This is a genomic window from Floridaenema aerugineum BLCC-F46 (genome assembly GCF_041929345.1).
Lineage (GTDB): Bacteria > Cyanobacteriota > Cyanobacteriia > Cyanobacteriales > Aerosakkonemataceae > Floridanema > Floridanema aerugineum.
The window spans coordinates 15,825-31,478 of sequence record NZ_JBHFNQ010000151.1 but is presented as its reverse complement, the minus strand read 5'-3'; the positions used below and the strand labels follow the sequence as shown (position 1 = coordinate 31,478).

At 40.5% G+C, this 15,654-nt stretch carries 9 protein-coding genes; 7 read left to right on the top strand and 2 right to left on the bottom strand.

All coding sequences use genetic code 11. The features are described from left to right. The first annotated feature begins 133 nt into the window (after positions 1 to 133). The 5 genes from ACE1CC_RS19960 to ACE1CC_RS19940 all read left to right on the top strand — a co-directional run bounded on the left by ACE1CC_RS19960 (position 134) and on the right by ACE1CC_RS19940 (position 8,899). A complete protein-coding gene (locus ACE1CC_RS19960; RefSeq protein ID WP_413272186.1) occupies positions 134 to 1,990 on the top strand; it encodes a response regulator in 1,857 nt (618 codons plus the stop codon). A 210-nt stretch (positions 1,991 to 2,200) separates the two neighbouring features. Next, positions 2,201 to 6,172 (top strand): PAS domain S-box protein, encoded by a 3,972-nt coding sequence (locus ACE1CC_RS19955; RefSeq protein WP_413272185.1) that lies wholly within the window; start codon positions 2,201 to 2,203, stop codon positions 6,170 to 6,172. 33 nt (positions 6,173 to 6,205) lie between these two features. Further along, positions 6,206 to 6,586 carry a response regulator gene (locus ACE1CC_RS19950; RefSeq protein WP_413272184.1) on the top strand — a complete coding sequence of 127 codons (381 nt, stop codon included), beginning with the start codon at positions 6,206 to 6,208 and terminating at the stop codon, positions 6,584 to 6,586. A 343-nt stretch (positions 6,587 to 6,929) separates the two neighbouring features. Next, complete coding sequence (locus ACE1CC_RS19945) at positions 6,930 to 7,412, top strand: response regulator (RefSeq protein WP_413272183.1); 483 nt, start codon at positions 6,930 to 6,932, stop codon at positions 7,410 to 7,412. Between the two features lie 35 nt (positions 7,413 to 7,447). After that, entirely contained in the window at positions 7,448 to 8,899 is a 1,452-nt protein-coding gene (locus tag ACE1CC_RS19940; protein ID WP_413272182.1) for a bifunctional orotidine-5'-phosphate decarboxylase/orotate phosphoribosyltransferase, read from the top strand. 88 nt (positions 8,900 to 8,987) lie between these two features. On the opposite strand, the gene ACE1CC_RS19935 is transcribed toward ACE1CC_RS19940, so the two are convergent. Together ACE1CC_RS19935 and ACE1CC_RS19930 are read right to left on the bottom strand one after the other, a co-directional pair. Beyond that, positions 8,988 to 11,771 (bottom strand): adenylate/guanylate cyclase domain-containing protein, encoded by a 2,784-nt coding sequence (locus tag ACE1CC_RS19935; protein WP_413272181.1) that lies wholly within the window; start codon positions 11,769 to 11,771, stop codon positions 8,988 to 8,990. A 220-nt stretch (positions 11,772 to 11,991) separates the two neighbouring features. Continuing rightward, a complete protein-coding gene (locus ACE1CC_RS19930; RefSeq protein ID WP_413272180.1) occupies positions 11,992 to 12,723 on the bottom strand; it encodes a gamma-glutamyl-gamma-aminobutyrate hydrolase family protein in 732 nt (243 codons plus the stop codon). A gap of 295 nt (positions 12,724 to 13,018) precedes the next feature. Here ACE1CC_RS19930 and ACE1CC_RS19925 point away from each other — a divergent pair, with 295 nt between their 5' ends. Beyond that, positions 13,019 to 14,284, top strand: a complete 1,266-nt coding sequence (locus ACE1CC_RS19925; protein ID WP_413272179.1) for a GTP cyclohydrolase II — start codon at positions 13,019 to 13,021, stop codon at positions 14,282 to 14,284. A gap of 148 nt (positions 14,285 to 14,432) precedes the next feature. Then, entirely contained in the window at positions 14,433 to 15,653 is a 1,221-nt protein-coding gene (locus tag ACE1CC_RS19920; protein WP_413272178.1) for a URC4/urg3 family protein, read from the top strand. The last annotated feature ends 1 nt before the right edge of the window (position 15,654 follow it).

Genomic DNA, 15,654 nt, shown 5'->3' with positions numbered 1-15,654 from the left:
TAATTTTGAACAACACCGCAGCACATCAATATTAGTTCACTTATCAATTACTTTAGGCATTGGAGAGCAACAGGCTGCATTGATTAAGATATAAACCTTTTACAGGCTGGAACGCTTTAAGAAAAAATTCAATATGAAGCTACTATTAATAGAAGACGATCGCGCCACAGCAGAAATCCTTACAGAAAAACTGACAGAGTATCATTGGATTGTAGAACTTGCTGCTGATGGAGAAATAGGGCTTCAATTAGCACAAGCTCAAGAATATGATTTGATTTTACTTGATATTGGCTTGCCGAAAATAGATGGTATTAGCCTGTGTCAAAAGCTTCGGAAAGAAGGGTATAAAAATCCCATCTTATTATTAACTGCAAATGATAGCACGGAAACTCAAATTATGGCACTAGACGCAGGCGCAGATGATTATGTAACTAAGCCATTTAATTTAGATGTATTATTGGCTAGAATGCGGGCGGTTGTACGCAAGGCAAAGACTTTACCAGCGATCGCCACTTATGAAAATCTTCAGCTTGATTCAAACAGAGGTGAGGTAACTTGTGAGGGAAAACCCATACATCTCACCGCCAAAGAATATTGTTTATTAGAACTGTTTCTGCTTAATCCTAAACGTATTTATAGCCGTCGTGCTATTCTTGATTGCCTGTGGAACTTTGCCGACGCACCCGGAGAGGAAACAGTTAATACTCATGTTAAATGTCTTCGGCAAAAACTCAAAGCCGCTGGCGCAAGCGATCCCATTGAAACAGTTTATGGATTAGGATATCGACTGCGCGATCTTCAAGTTGTTACCCCTGTAACCCCGAAAATTCAAAACACACTTCCCTCTGATTCTCAAACTGAAAAATCAGAAAATCAGCAAAAAGCGCTTGCGGTAACATCAAAAGTATGGAATCAGTTTAAAACTAAATATGTTGAGCAAGTCAGGATTTTAACCCAATTAATAAAGGTCTTCAAAACTGGGAATTTTTCGCCAGAACAACAGCAAGAGGCGATCGGTTTAGCGCATAAATTAGTTGGTTCACTGGGGATGTTTGGGTTAATGGAGGCGGCGCAACAAGCGAAACAAATTGAGCTTTTTCTCCAGGAAAATCCTTTAGAAATCAGCCAAATTCAAGAAGCGTTAAAATTAGTTGGTTTGTTGCAGCAAACAGTAGAACAAGCACAAACAAATGCACCTCCCAAAACACAACCAATTCCCCAAAGTTTACCCGCTGCTGTTTCAACTTCCCGAATTTTAATTGTAGATGATGACCTGGAATTAGCCGATCGCTTACGAATCGAAGCCCTCGCTTGGCATCTTCAGGTAGAAATTGCTACCGATCTCAATGTTGCCCGTCTGATGATCGATCGGAGTCCGCCGAGTTTAATTTTGCTGGAGCTCAACTTTCCCGGCGCAGAAGATGGATTGACTTTGATGCAGGAAATTCAGGGGCGATCGCCAAAAATTCCGGTAATTATCTTTACCGCTAGGGAAGATTTATCCGATCGCGTAGCCGCTGCTCGGTTAGGCGCAAATGTATTTCTGCATAAACCCTTACCTGTTTACGAAATCCTCAAAACCATTACCGATGTTTTAAAGCAAAAACCTCAAGAAGCTGACAATAATCGCGTTTTAATTGTCGATGATGACCCAGCTTTTCTCAAGTTGCTATCAATTTTATTGTCATCTTATGGCATGAAAGTCACAACCTCTGCCCATCCCCAAGAGTTTTGGCAAGTGTTGACAGCCAGTAATCCTAATGTCCTAATACTCGACTTAGAAATGCCTGAATTTGATGGCATAGAATTGTGTAAAGTAGTCCGTGCAGACCCCGGATGGCAGCATCTTAAAGTGCTATTCTTGTCAGCGCATACGGGAGCGGATGCGATCGCCAAAGCATACTCCGCTGGAGCCGATGCTTATATCAACAAAGGGATACCAGGAACCGAATTAGCAACGCAAATTTTATACCGTTTGAATCGGGGATAGTGTTAATGAACAAACCTTGATATAATTATTGGCATATTGTATCAGAAATCATTTATCTGGTATAAAAAGCTGTAGTATCTCAGCTATCTTTGATCTCAATGGAGCAAGAAGAGTCGTAGGGGTAATTCATGAATTACCCCTACGACGGTGAGAGTGTCAATTCCGGCTTCTGGCACTAACCTGATAACAGCAACAGTAAACAAAAACTGCATGAATTCCAGAGTGTATCGTCTTTTACTGCCTTATCTGGTGGCGATCGCCTCCACTGGAATCGCTGTGTTGTTGACACTTTGGTTTGAGCCGTTAATCACCCGGACGATCGGTGCATTTTTCTATGTGGCGGTGATTCTAACTACCTGGTATGGGGGAATTCGTCCCGGTATTGTAGCCGTTGTTCTCTCAACGCTGGCGATCGACTGCTTCATTTCACCAATTCACCAAATTGGGATACCCGCTTTCGACGATCTGCTGCGCTTAGGCATCTTTACTGCTGTTGCTCTAATTATTAGTTTGGTCACTGGTAATTTACAGGAAAGTAACCGCAAAGTTGCCCAACTGGGCCGAAAGTTAGAGCAAGAGAGTGCCCAACGCTTAAAAACAGCCCTGAACGCCGCACAAATGGGAATGTGGGACTGGGATCTAGTCACAGGAAAAGTCACTTGGTCGCCAGAACATGAATTTTTGTTTGGTTTAGCGCTCGATAGTTTTGATGGCAGATATGAAACCTTTGATGCTTGTCTTTATCCTGACGATCGAGAAGGATTAGAACGGGCTCTCGACCAATCTTTAAAAAATCGCCTTCCCTATCATCATGAGTTCCGGGTTGTTTGGGGAGATGGCAGCATTCACTGGATTGAAGGTAGGGGAAAGGCTTTTTATAACGAACAGGGGCAACCTGTGCGAATGTCGGGAACGATTATGGCGATCGATGCCCGGAAAAAAGCTGTAGAGACGTTGCAAGCAACGTCTCTACAGCTGCGACACCAATTTGAGCAACAAAAATTGGTATCAGAAATTACAAAACGCATCAGGAATTCGCTTAATTTACTAGAAATCCTGCAAACAACTGTGGATGAAGTGCGGGAATATCTGAAAACCGATCGGGTGATTATTTTTCAATTTACCCCTAGTTGGGGAGGAACGATTGTAGTTGAGTCGGTGGCAGATGAATGGATGCCACTTTTACCACTGCAAATTTATGACCCTTGCATTGGGGAAGAATATGTCGAACCTTTCAAAAAAGGCTTAGTTACAGCTAAATCGGATATTTACAATTCGGGGATTAGTCCCTGTCATATTGAATTTTTGGCACAATTCCAAGTTAAGGCAAACTTAGTAGTTCCAGTGATGAAGGGCGATCGATTGTGGGGGTTACTCGCTGCTCATCATTGTGAAGCGCCTCGCCAGTGGCAAGAATCAGAAATTGACCTGTTGCAGCGGTTAGCCGCCCAAGTCAGCATCGCGCTTGGGCAATCGGAACTGTTGTCACAAGTGCAAACGGAACTAGCAGAACGCAAGCAAGCCCAAGCCGCTTTACAAGAAAGGAAAGCTCTCTTGCGGTTATTTGCTCAGTATGCACCCGCTGGGATTGCGATGTTCGATCGGGATATGCGTTATGTAATGGCAAGTCAGCGTTGGGTAGATGAATATAACCTTGGTGCGGTTGAATCCTTGATTGGTCGATCGCACTACGAAATCTTTCCCGATATTCCCGAACGCTGGCGACAGATTTATCAACGCTGTTTAGCTGGGGCGATCGAGAAATGTGAAGAAGATTTGTTTGTCCGGGCAAATGGCACGCAGCAATGGATCTCCTGGGAGATTCACCCCTGGTATACTGCTACAGGTGAAATTGGTGGGATTATCGTTTTTTCTGCTGATATTACTGGGCGTAAACAGGCAGAAATCGCCCTCCGGGAAAGTCAAAACCAGATTCAGCGACAATTAGCCGAAATCGAAACAATTTACTACTGTGCCCCCATTGGGTTAAATGTTTTGGATACTGATTTGCGTTTTGTGCGAATTAATCAACGACTGGCAGAAATCAATGGGTTTTCTATTGAGGAACATATCGGGCGAACAATCCGCGAGTTACTACCGGATTTGGCTGATACTGCTGAACAACTATTGCGCCCAATTTTGGAAACGGGAGAACCACTATTAAATGTGGAAATTACAGGAGAAACTCCAGCGCAACCGGGAGTAAAACGAGTTTGGTTAGAAAGTTTTTTGCCTTTGAGAGATGGCGAGAAAATTATTGGTATCAATACCGTTTGTGAAGAGATTACAGAACGCAAACAAGCAGAACAAGAATTAGCAAGAGCAGCGCTGCGGATTCAAACATTATTCCATACCTCATTCGATGGCATCGTCACTTTAGATCGACAAGGAAATGTCTTAGAAGCCAATCCCCGATTTTCTGAGATGCTTGGTTATGCACCAGAAGAAATTACGCAGCTGAATGTTGCTGACTGGGAAGTGAATTTTATTAATGAAGAACTTCAGCAATTTTTAGATGATTTCATTAAGTTAAAAAAGGGAATCTTTGAGACTCGTCACCGTCGGAAAGATGGCTCAATTTACAATGTAGAAATCAGTTATAACATAGTTGAATGGCAAGGAGAAATTATCCGATTTTGTGCTTGTCGAGATATTACCGAACGCAAACAAACCCAACTTGCTTTACAACAATTAAATGCCGAACTAGAAGCACGGGTAGCTCAACGATCGGCACAACTAGCGGATCTTTACAATAACGCGCCCTGTGGTTATCACTCTTTGGATGCTGATGGATTCATTGTGCGAATTAATGATACGGAGTTGAACTGGTTGGGTTATACCCGTGAAGAGGTTCTGTACAAAAAGAAATACAGCGATTTAATCGCTCCTGGGAGTAGAGAAATTTTTAACCAGAATTTTTCTAAGTTTAAGCAACAGGGTGGGATCGATAATTTAGAGTTTCAGTTCCTCAACAAAGATGGAACAACTCGCTGGGTAAGCTTAAACGCTACCGCAATTCGAGATCGATCGGGAAACTTTGTGATCAGTCGATCGAGCTTGTTTGATATTAGCGATCGCAAACGCATTGAAGAAGCTTTGCGTCAAAGCGAAGAAAAATTCCGTTCTTTAAGTGAGTTTTCCCCCATTGGCATTTTCCTGAGTGACACTAAGGGCAAATGTATCTATAGCAATCCCTATTGTCTACAGCTCGTCAATTGCACAGCTGAGGAAGCTTTGGGGGATGGTTGGAAAGAATTTCTTCATCCTGACGATCGCGAACAAGTGTGGAAATTTTGGTCAGAGGTAACTGTCACAGGTGACGAAGCGGTATTTAACGAACTGCGTTATCAAGATCGTCAAGGAAAAGTTTGTTATACCCAAGTACGAATCGCCCCTATAAAGTCAAGTGATGGAACAGCAATTTTTTTTGTCGGAATTATTGAAGATATTACCGAAAGACGTAAAATTGACCAGATGAAAAAAGAGTTTATTTCAGTTGTCAGTCATGAACTCAGAACGCCTTTAACTTCTATTCGTGGTTCTCTAGGTTTAATTGCTGGTGGTGTATATGATAAAAAACCGGAAAAGATGCGGAATATGATTGAAATTGCTGCTAGACAAAGCGATCGTCTGGTGCGTCTAGTCAATGACATTCTCGATTTGCGGCGCTTGGAATCAGGACAAACAAAGTTCAACTTCCAGCCGCATCATGCTGCTGAATTAATCGGGCAATCAGTTGATGTGATGCTTCCTCAAGCCGAACAAAGCCAAATTACTTTATGTATTATTCCTTGCGAAGTTGAAGTTTTGGCTGATGGTGATGCCATCTTGCAAACATTAACCAATCTTCTCAGTAACGCCATTAAATTCTCTCCTGAAAACTCCACAATTACCATCAGCGCCAAAGTTATTCCCCAAGATTTAGCCACCCAAAAAAAACTCCCAACTTCCGCGCTTTTCTCAATCCAAGACCAAGGTCGAGGCATTCCAGAAGATAAACTAGAAAGCATTTTTGGACAATTTCAACAAGTCGATGCCTCAGACGCTCGTGAAAAAGGTGGAACTGGTTTAGGATTAGCTATTTGTCGTAATATTATTGAACAGCACGGCGGCGAAATTTGGGTAGAGAGTGTGTTAAATCAAGGTAGCACTTTTTATTTCACAGTCCCTTTATCTAGTTGATCGATCGCTAATTTTTCTACTTACCTGCTGATTATGCCTGCAAAACGAGTTTTAATTGTTGATGATGAAATCGATATTCGAGCAGTTATTCAAGGATGTTTAGAAGACATTGCCGGATGGGAAATATTAACAGCCGATTCCGGCGAACAAGGATTGCAAATCGCCACAAAAGAACAGCTTGATGGCATTTTAATGGATGTATCAATGCCAGGAATTGGAGGGCTAGAAGCATTAAAAAAACTTCAGGAAAATCCCCAGACCCAAACAATTCCAGTCGCTTTATTAACCGCTAAAGTCTTGTTAGATGAACAAGCACAATTTGCCAATTTAGGCATAGTCGGTCTAATCATGAAGCCTTTTGATCCAATGGCGTTAGTAGACCAGGTGAACAGCGTTTTTGGTTGGGAATTCTGAACTCAGATCTTGCAGAGCTTGGAGGTAGAACCCTCGTGTTACCACGTTCTCGTTCCCCGGTTCAACAAATGGAACGAGAAACTCACCAGCCATTCATCTCATCGCTCCTGCTATGGCAGTCAGCGAGAGGCTTCGTCAGTTCAAGCTAAATTCAGCAAATCTTCATAATTTATTTGTAAGGTGAAGAAAGACGAATCTCTCCTTTATGGCGTGATTAATCTTCCAAGTTAACAAAACTACATTAGACATCTCGAAAAACTCTTGTGGGGTAGGCATCCTACCTGCCTTATATATTCTTTGTTGGAGAAGTCTATTGAGATTTAGAAAAACCGCGATCGCAAATATGAAAGCAAGTTCAACTATTGAGATTACACCTTTACAAAGCAATTACCCGGAAATAGGTGGTGTTGCTTCCATGTTTAACGAAGAGATTTTGAGTATGGCAACCAAACGAGTGTTAATTATTGACGATGAACCTGATGTGCGGGCGGTTGTCCAAGGATGTTTGGAGGATATTGCTGGGTGGAATGTTCTCACCTCTGAATCGGGTCGAGAGGGTTTAGCTAAAGTGATGGTAGATCGACCTGATGCGATCGTCTTAGATGTAATGATGCCGGGAATGGATGGCTTTGCTTTCTTAAGAGAGTTGCGAACTCGACCGGAAGGGCGATCGATCCCCGTAGTACTCCTGACTGCCAAAGTCAACCCAACCGATCCACAAGTCCTCTTGGAGTTGAGTATTAAAGGCATAATTTCTAAACCCTTTGATCCCTTTGAATTAACTGAACAGATTGCCTACTTTCTCGGCTGGAAAATGGAAGAATAATAGTTAATAGATTACCCGAAGAGAAAGGCTAACCAATGCAGTTTTTTGATAAGTTGCTGTATGCGATCGAACGTAACCAAAGCTTACTGTACGTAGCCCTCGATCCCGACTTAGACGAGGTAGTAATAGGGCAAAATGGTCAGGAGGGCGATCGCTTGTTAGGACAACTTTGGGAAAGGTTGGACTATATTATTGAACAAACCGCCGATTTAGTTTGTGCTTACAAGCCGATTTTAGGATTTTACCGGGCATTAGGGACACTGGGATTAGAACTACTCAAGCGCACTTTAGAGAAAATACCCCCAGAAATTCCCGTAATTTTGGACGCGAAACACAGCGACATTCACACCAGCACAGTCTTTGCCAAAATGGTCTTTGAACAATGGCAAGTAGATGCTGTCACCTTAACTCCCTTAGCGGGACTGGATCACGTCGCACCATTTTTGGTCTATCCAGATAAAGCCGTGTTTATCCAATGCGCTCATGCTAACGCCAGTGCCGCTGCCTTGCAAGAATTCCCCGATCTTAATAGTCCTTTTTATTTACATTTAGTGCAGCAAGCAAAAAATTGGGGAACTCCTGAACAATTGGGATTAGAAGCGGGTGTGGCGAAATTGGATATTTTGGCTAATCTTCGTCAAGCTGCGCCCGAACGATTAATTTTGTTACAAGAAGGTGTTACCGAAAATTTCGATTTGTCGAGTATTTTAGCAGCTGGTTTAGATACCCAAGGAGAGGGATTGTTAATTCCTGTACCGCCAGAAATTACCGAGGGAACAGGGGAAAACATTAGTAAATCTGTAAAGGAATTGCGAGATTTAGTCAATCAAGAACGTCAACGGATTGTGCAAACAAGTCCCGCTTGTAATCTTTGGGTTTCTGATGTTCCGCAATCTAAATCTCATCCCCATCAAGATTTAATTTTGCAACTTTATGACATTGGTTGCATCATTTTTGGCGATCATGTGCAAGCTTCCGGCGCGGTTTTTCCCTATTACATTGATTTGCGAATCATCATTTCTAAACCACAGATTTTCCATCAAATTTTGAGCGCATATTCAGAAATTCTGGAAAGTTTGGAATTTGACAGAATCGCGGGAATTCCTTATGGTTCTTTACCCACAGCAACAGGGTTATCTTTGCGGTTACATCGTCCGATGATTTATCCGCGAAAAGAAGTGAAAGCACATGGAACTCAAAGAGTAATTGAAGGGTATTATCAACCAGGAGAAAAAGTTGTGGTAGTGGATGATATTTTGATTTCGGGTAAAAGTGTGATGCAAGGTGCCGAAAAGTTGCAAGTGTCTGGTTTAAAAGTGGAAGATATTGTGGTGTTTATCGACCATGAAAAAGGAGTAAAAGATAGATTAAGGGAAAATGGTTATCGAGGACACGCAGTTTTAACTATTTCCGAAATTGCCGAAACTTTGCTTCAAGCTGGTAGGATTAATGAGTCGCAATTCCAAGTTTTACTTCAGACTCACTAATATTAGGCACGTGGGCTTGAGCGCTCTTATCAAGAGTGGTAATAAGAGCGCTCAAGCGCAACAACGTACCCATTTCTTAGTAACTACGCTACTCGCTTTTACTTTTGAGGAAATAAGTTGTCATTTTTCCTTTGCCTTTAACATTAATTTCTTCCCGTTTTTCAAATAAATATTTATGTTTTAACCGTTGATATGTGGCATCTGTAACCTGTATATAACCAGGTATTCCATGAGATTCCATGCGACTAGCAACATTAACTGCATCACCCCATAAATCATAAATAAATTTTTTCTTGCCAATGACTCCAGCTACTACTATTCCTGTGTTAATGCCAATGCGAATTTGTAATTTTTCGTCGATGCTAAGTTGAAATTGCTGCATTACATTTAGCATGGATAGGGCTAAATCAGCGATCGCTTCTGCATGGTCAATTCGCGGAATTGGTAATCCGCCTGCTACCATATAAGCATCACCAATTGTTTTAATTTTTTCTAAGCCTAATTCTTCTACTAGTTGATCGAAGGTAGAAAATATTTCATTGAGTAAGTTAACTAGTTCAATAGGTGGCAGTTTGGTAGAAAGTGAAGTGAAGCCAACAAGATCGGCAAACATAATTGTTACTTCATTAAAACTTTCGGCAATAACTCTGCTATCGTGTTTGAGTCTATTGGCTATAGGTTCTGGTAAAATGTTGAGTAATAATTGTTCCGATCGCTCTTTTTCTAAACGTAATTCTGCTTCGGCTTTTTTGCGTTCGCGTAGCGCAGCTTGCTGTTCGCTAATATCCCTAGCTACCCAAATTACTGAATCTTCAGATTTTGGTGTAATGCTGGCAGAAAACCAATATTCTGTTTCATTAACTAGCAGATTATACTCAAAATTAATGGTTTGTCTTGTCTCTAGTGCTTGGCGAATTTGACTTAAGAAAATCTCGGCTTTTTCACCAACTAAAAATTCTTCTATAGTGGGACTGATAATATCAATGTCAGGTGGATATAAACGTTGGGGATTTGTCGGTGCAACATCAATATTATTGGCTTGAGAGTCAATGACTAATATGATATCAGTCATTGATTCTAAAAGGGCATTTAATTGAGCATAAGAATCGCGTAACTTGTTTTCTAAGATTTTGCGATCGCTAATATCCCTAGCTACCCAAATCACTTGTTCCTTTGACAAAGGCGAAATATTAGCCGAAAACCAAACCTCTTGATTATTGATCGACAAACTATACTCGAAATTGACAGTTTGTTGTGTTGCTAAAGCAGTTTGCACATGATTAAAACAAACATCAGATTGTGCTTTTGGTAGAACTTCCTGTATGGTTTTTCCTACTTGTTCGGATAAAGGTTTAAGCAAAAGTGCTGGATTTGTAGAAACAACTTTGAGCATATATCCTTGGCGATCGACTATCAATATTACATCAGTCATTGCCGCAAATAATCCTCGAAGTTCAGCTTCCGTTGCTACTAAAGTAGCTGTTCTTTCTGCTACTCTAATTTCTAACTCTTCATTCAGCTTTTGTAGCGCTAATTCAGCTTTTCTTCGTTCCGTAATATCCGTACCAATAGCAATAATCCCAATGAAATTACCCTCAGCATCTAATAAGCTTTTGTTTGACCAAGATACCCAAACTTTTTCCCCATTTTTGCGGATATTTTCATACTCATTTTGCTGATATAATTCGGGATGTTTGGTAATATCAATCATCATCGCTGCGATACTTTTTTCTACTGTCTCATTTTGGGCAATAATCGTACCCACTGGACTTTTTCCCAAGATTTCTTCTTCTGAGAAACCAAAGAATTTTTGAGCAAATTCGTTAAAAAAAGTAAATTTACCTTTAGTATCTAGTTTGACAATAATACTGTTTCCGGTTTCTACTAGTTCTCGATATTTAGTCTCACTTTGTCGGAGTAATTTTTCCGAGGAAGCGCGTTCGGTTACTATAGCAGCTAATAACAGGGAGGTCATGGTACTTACTCCCAAAAAAGCTTGTAAAAATAGTATAGCCTGATTAATATTTTCCCCTTTAGCAATAAAAGGGCCTCCTCCATTAATCACTCCCCAAATAGCAATCCAAGAGATCAGAAAGGAAGCAAAAACAGCACCAGGCTGACCCCATTGAATAGCTGCCCAAATAATAAACGGAAAAGGTAAATATTCCAAGGGATAACGGGAAATTTCTGCTTCGGTTTTGGCTGTAAAAACAATCCAACTTACTGTGACTAATAAAATCCCTAAACTGAGCGATGTCAACCAATTTTCTGGTAAATTTATGAGGTTTAATTTATGAAACTTGATTTGGGCTTTTAGCTGAAATAAAATTAATAATAATGGGGTAAATATCAACACTCCCATTGCATCTCCCAAAAACCAATTCCAGCGGACTTCCCAATATTGACTCCAGTCCACAAGTCCGGCTAAACACATTCGGAGAGGCCCAAAAAAGGAATTAATTTGGGTGGAAATTAGCGCACTAATAAAGATAAAATTAATTACATCTCTGAGGTTATTCAGGGAAGAATGAAACCCTAAACGACGCAGAAAAGCCACTGCAAATACTGCTTGTAATGTGGAACCAAAAGCTGCTTGTAATGCTAGGGTGAATAAGGGTTTTATCCCGACAATCTCGAAGAAAAATGTTCCTAAAGCTATTCCAGGCCAATAACGCAGTCCTAATAATAATAGTGCAGCTTGGGCAATTCCGGCGGGAGGCCATACCGAAGAACCTAAGAGTGCGACACCTGGAATGGAAACTGCTAGCTTTCCTCCAACAAAGTAGGCGATCGCAACTAAAGTAACTTTGGCTAAATATTGCCCTATTCTAGATTTAGGGAATCTGTGCGATCGACTTTTATTTGAGTTCATATTAATTAGAATTTGACAGTTTTTCTCAGGGTTATTACACTATTGGCTACAAAGTAGATGCTGAGTTCGGCAATGCAACTGAATAATAAGACATATTATCCAGGAAGCTCATCTATAAATAGAAAGATTTACAAGCTATTTTAAAATGAAAAAGTTGATTTGTCGCTAACATGAAGATAATTAGCGAAAATGAGACAAAGACGCACAATAGTTCTAATAATTAACTAGCTTTTTGCGAAAGCATCATTTGACGTTGCTCTGCTGTGTGAATAAAAGTGCGAAAAATTCGCTGTTGACGGGCATCATTTAAGGATATTTCAGGATGCCATTGAATCGCAAAAGCCCAAGGGTGATTTTGATGTTCTAATGCTTCAATTACTCCATCTGCTGCTTTTGCTGCTAAACGCCAACCTTTGGGTATATTGCTAGCTGCTTGATGATGCCATGAAACAACTTTTGTTTCTTCGACACCCATAATGTTAGCCAGATGAGTTCCCGGAATGATTTGTACTTTATGTTCAGCAGGGCAACTTTGGGCTTGGCGATGGATGATTTTTTCTCCGAATTCATCGGGTAAATGTGGTACTAATTTGCCCCCGCTAGCAACTACTAATATTTCTAATCCGCGACAAATTCCTAAAATAGGAATATCTGTTTCTAAAGCTAATTTTGCTAGGGATAATTCAAAGCGATCGCGTTCCTTATTCACATTATAAATCTCTGGATGCTCTGCACCATTGTAAGTAGCCGGATCGAGATCTCCACCCCCAGAAAACAGAATTCCATCTACCCATTCTAAAATACTATTTAAGTTAGGTTCCCCTGGCGGTATTAACATTGGCAACCCACCTGCTAAACGAATTGCTGTTATATACTCGTGCCTTAGACAGTAGTCATTTGTTTTATTTTGAATCGATGTGGTAACGCCAATTAAAGGTGGGTGAAATTTCATAAAAGTTTTCGTTAAATCGGTGACTGACTTTTGTTCTCTAAGATAGTATTCCCTTATTTGGTTAAATTCTATCACTTGGACTTTATTTATAAAGTTTATATTCTAAATTAATCAATGCTGAGATTTTTGTATCGAGAGATACTAAGCAGCAAGATTCAGGAATAAAAATCATCATCCAAAAAAATTACACCACTAATTGAAATTACATCGTAAATTTATCAATTATGCTGTCTAGAACACGCGAATTTTATACTTGGTTTGCTATGATATTGGTTTATCATACAGAGTCAACTTTATGGAAAAACCCAAAACAACATCTAAATACAAACATATTGTTCTCACATCTCATCCGGGTAGAACGAGTCAAAAACCAGTGTCAATTAATTGGGGAGAAATTGACGCGATGAAACGCGGGCCAATTATTGGAACTTTAACAAATCCTGCCCAAAAAAATGTAATTGGCACTCATTCTGGTTCTTATTCAGTTTATCGCGCTTTAGCGATCGCTTCCGGTTCACTCCAAGCAAATCATCGCCCAGATTTAACTAATACTTCTCCTGTAGTTCATATTGGCCCTTATCCTAGTTGGTCCGATCGAGATAAAATAGTTTCTCTCGATCCTTTTGGTGCCGTAGTCGGCGAAGTTTTCCAAGACTACTATCAAAAAGAATACGACATTCGCCCGACAATTGCAATTACTAAAGCTCATATTAATATGCCAGAATTGCAAGAGGTGGTCAATCAAGGAATTTTGCAAGTTGATGGCAAAATTTTGAAAGACAACGGCAATTTGGTAGTTACCAAAATAGCAGTCGATCCAGTTTGGTATTTACCCGGAATTGCCAAAAGATTAAATGTGCCAGAAAGCTATTTGCGGCAAGTGCTTTTTCAACAAACTGGTGGGATGTTTCCTGAATTAGTAACTCGCCCAGATTTGCAGGTTTTCTTACCTCCAATTGGCGGCAATACTGTTTACATAATTGGCGATGTTGAAGCAATTAGTGACCCGGATAAAGTATTAGCCGTTCGAGTCCATGATGAATGCAATGGATCGGATGTTTTTGGTTCTGATATTTGCACTTGTCGCCCTTATTTAGTACATGGAATTGAAGTGTGTATTCAAACCGCACAAGCTGGTGGTGTGGGAGTAATTGTTTATTTAAGAAAAGAAGGCAGGGCGTTAGGAGAAGTCACTAAGTTTTTGGTTTATAATGCCAGAAAACGACAGGAAGGAGGCGATCGCGCAGATGCCTATTTCACCCGCACTGAATGTGTCGCTGGTGTACAGGATATGCGCTTCCAAGAATTAATGCCAGATGTGTTACATTGGTTGGGAATTACGCGGATCGATCGCCTAGTTTCCATGAGCGATATGAAGTACAATGCCATTGTTAATTCGGGAATTGAAGTAATAGAAAGAATCGCTATTCCTGACGATCGAATTCCTGAAGATGCACAGGTGGAAATTGCGGCAAAACAAGCAGCTGGTTACTATACTCCTAATACTGTGCCAGATGCGATCGCACTTTCTCAAATTAAAGGTAGAAGTTTGTCAGAATAGGTACGTTGTTGCTGTACGTTGTTGCGCTTGAGCGCTATCATTAAGAGCGCTGAAGCGCAACAACATACATACAGCGCTGAAGCGCAACAACATACATACAGCGCTGAAGCGCAACAACGTACATACATACTTGAATATTTAACCGCAGATGAAGAAGTTGATTGATTATTTACGAAGTCCAGAGGCAATTCGGGAAAGGTGCGATCGCATTTTTACTCTAGCACTAGATGACAAATTGCCCTACTTTATTGTTGATTTAAGCAAGTTGGAAAAGTGCGCTGATTATGTTATTCAAGTAATGCGCGATGATTATCCTAATTTAGAAATTCCCTTTCATAGTCGCTGGCGGCATTTTGAGGTAGGGAATGTTTCTCGCATCGCTGAATTAGATGCAGCTTTGGCAGAATTTTCCCCTCTAGAAAAAGCGAAAGTTAAATTTGATTTGGCAATTATTAGTGTTTTATTAGATGCTGGCGCTGGCGCAAATTGGCAGTATTTTGAATCAGAAACGGGGCAAGTATTTCGCCGTTCGGAAGGGTTAGCTGTAGCAAGTTTTCGGATGTTCTCTCAAGGCGCTTTTTCGAGTAACCTAGACTTTCCTTTACAAGCAGATGCTAAAGCACTACAAACTTTAGAGTTAACAACATTGCACAAAGGATTTCAAGTAACAGAGAATAATCCTTTAGTTGGGGGAGAAGGAAGATTAAAATTACTGCAAAGTTTGGGAACAGTTTTAACCCAAAACATCGAAATTTTTGGTCAAGAAAATCCCCGACCCGGAAATATGGTAGACTACTTATTAAAACAGGGAAATCATCAATTAAGTGCTAGTCAAGTATTAAAAGCAGTTTTAACAGGATTAGGCGAAATTTGGCCTGGGAGATTGACAATTGATGGAGTTAATTTAGGCGATGTTTGGATTCATTCTGCTTTGGGGGGAGAGGAAGAAAGCGATCGCTTTATCCCCTTTCACAAACTCTCCCAATGGTTAACCTATTCTCTATTAGAACCTTTGCAAGAATTAGGTTTAGAAATTACTGAATTAAACCAATTAACAGGTTTACCTGAATATCGCAACGGCGGTTTATGTTTAGATCTGGGTTTATTACAACTAAAAAATTCCGAATATTTGCAAAAAACCCATTCTGTAGGGTCAGAATTAATAGTAGAATGGAGAGCGTTAACCGTTAGTCTGCTCGATCGCATTGCTAGCACAATTCGAGAAAAATTAAACATCACTGCCACAGAATTACCATTAGTCAAAGTTTTGCAAGGCGGAACTTGGACTGCTGGGAGAAAAATTGCCTTAGAATTAAGAACAGGTGGCATTCCCCCGATCAAAATTGACAGCGACGGAACCGTATTTTAAA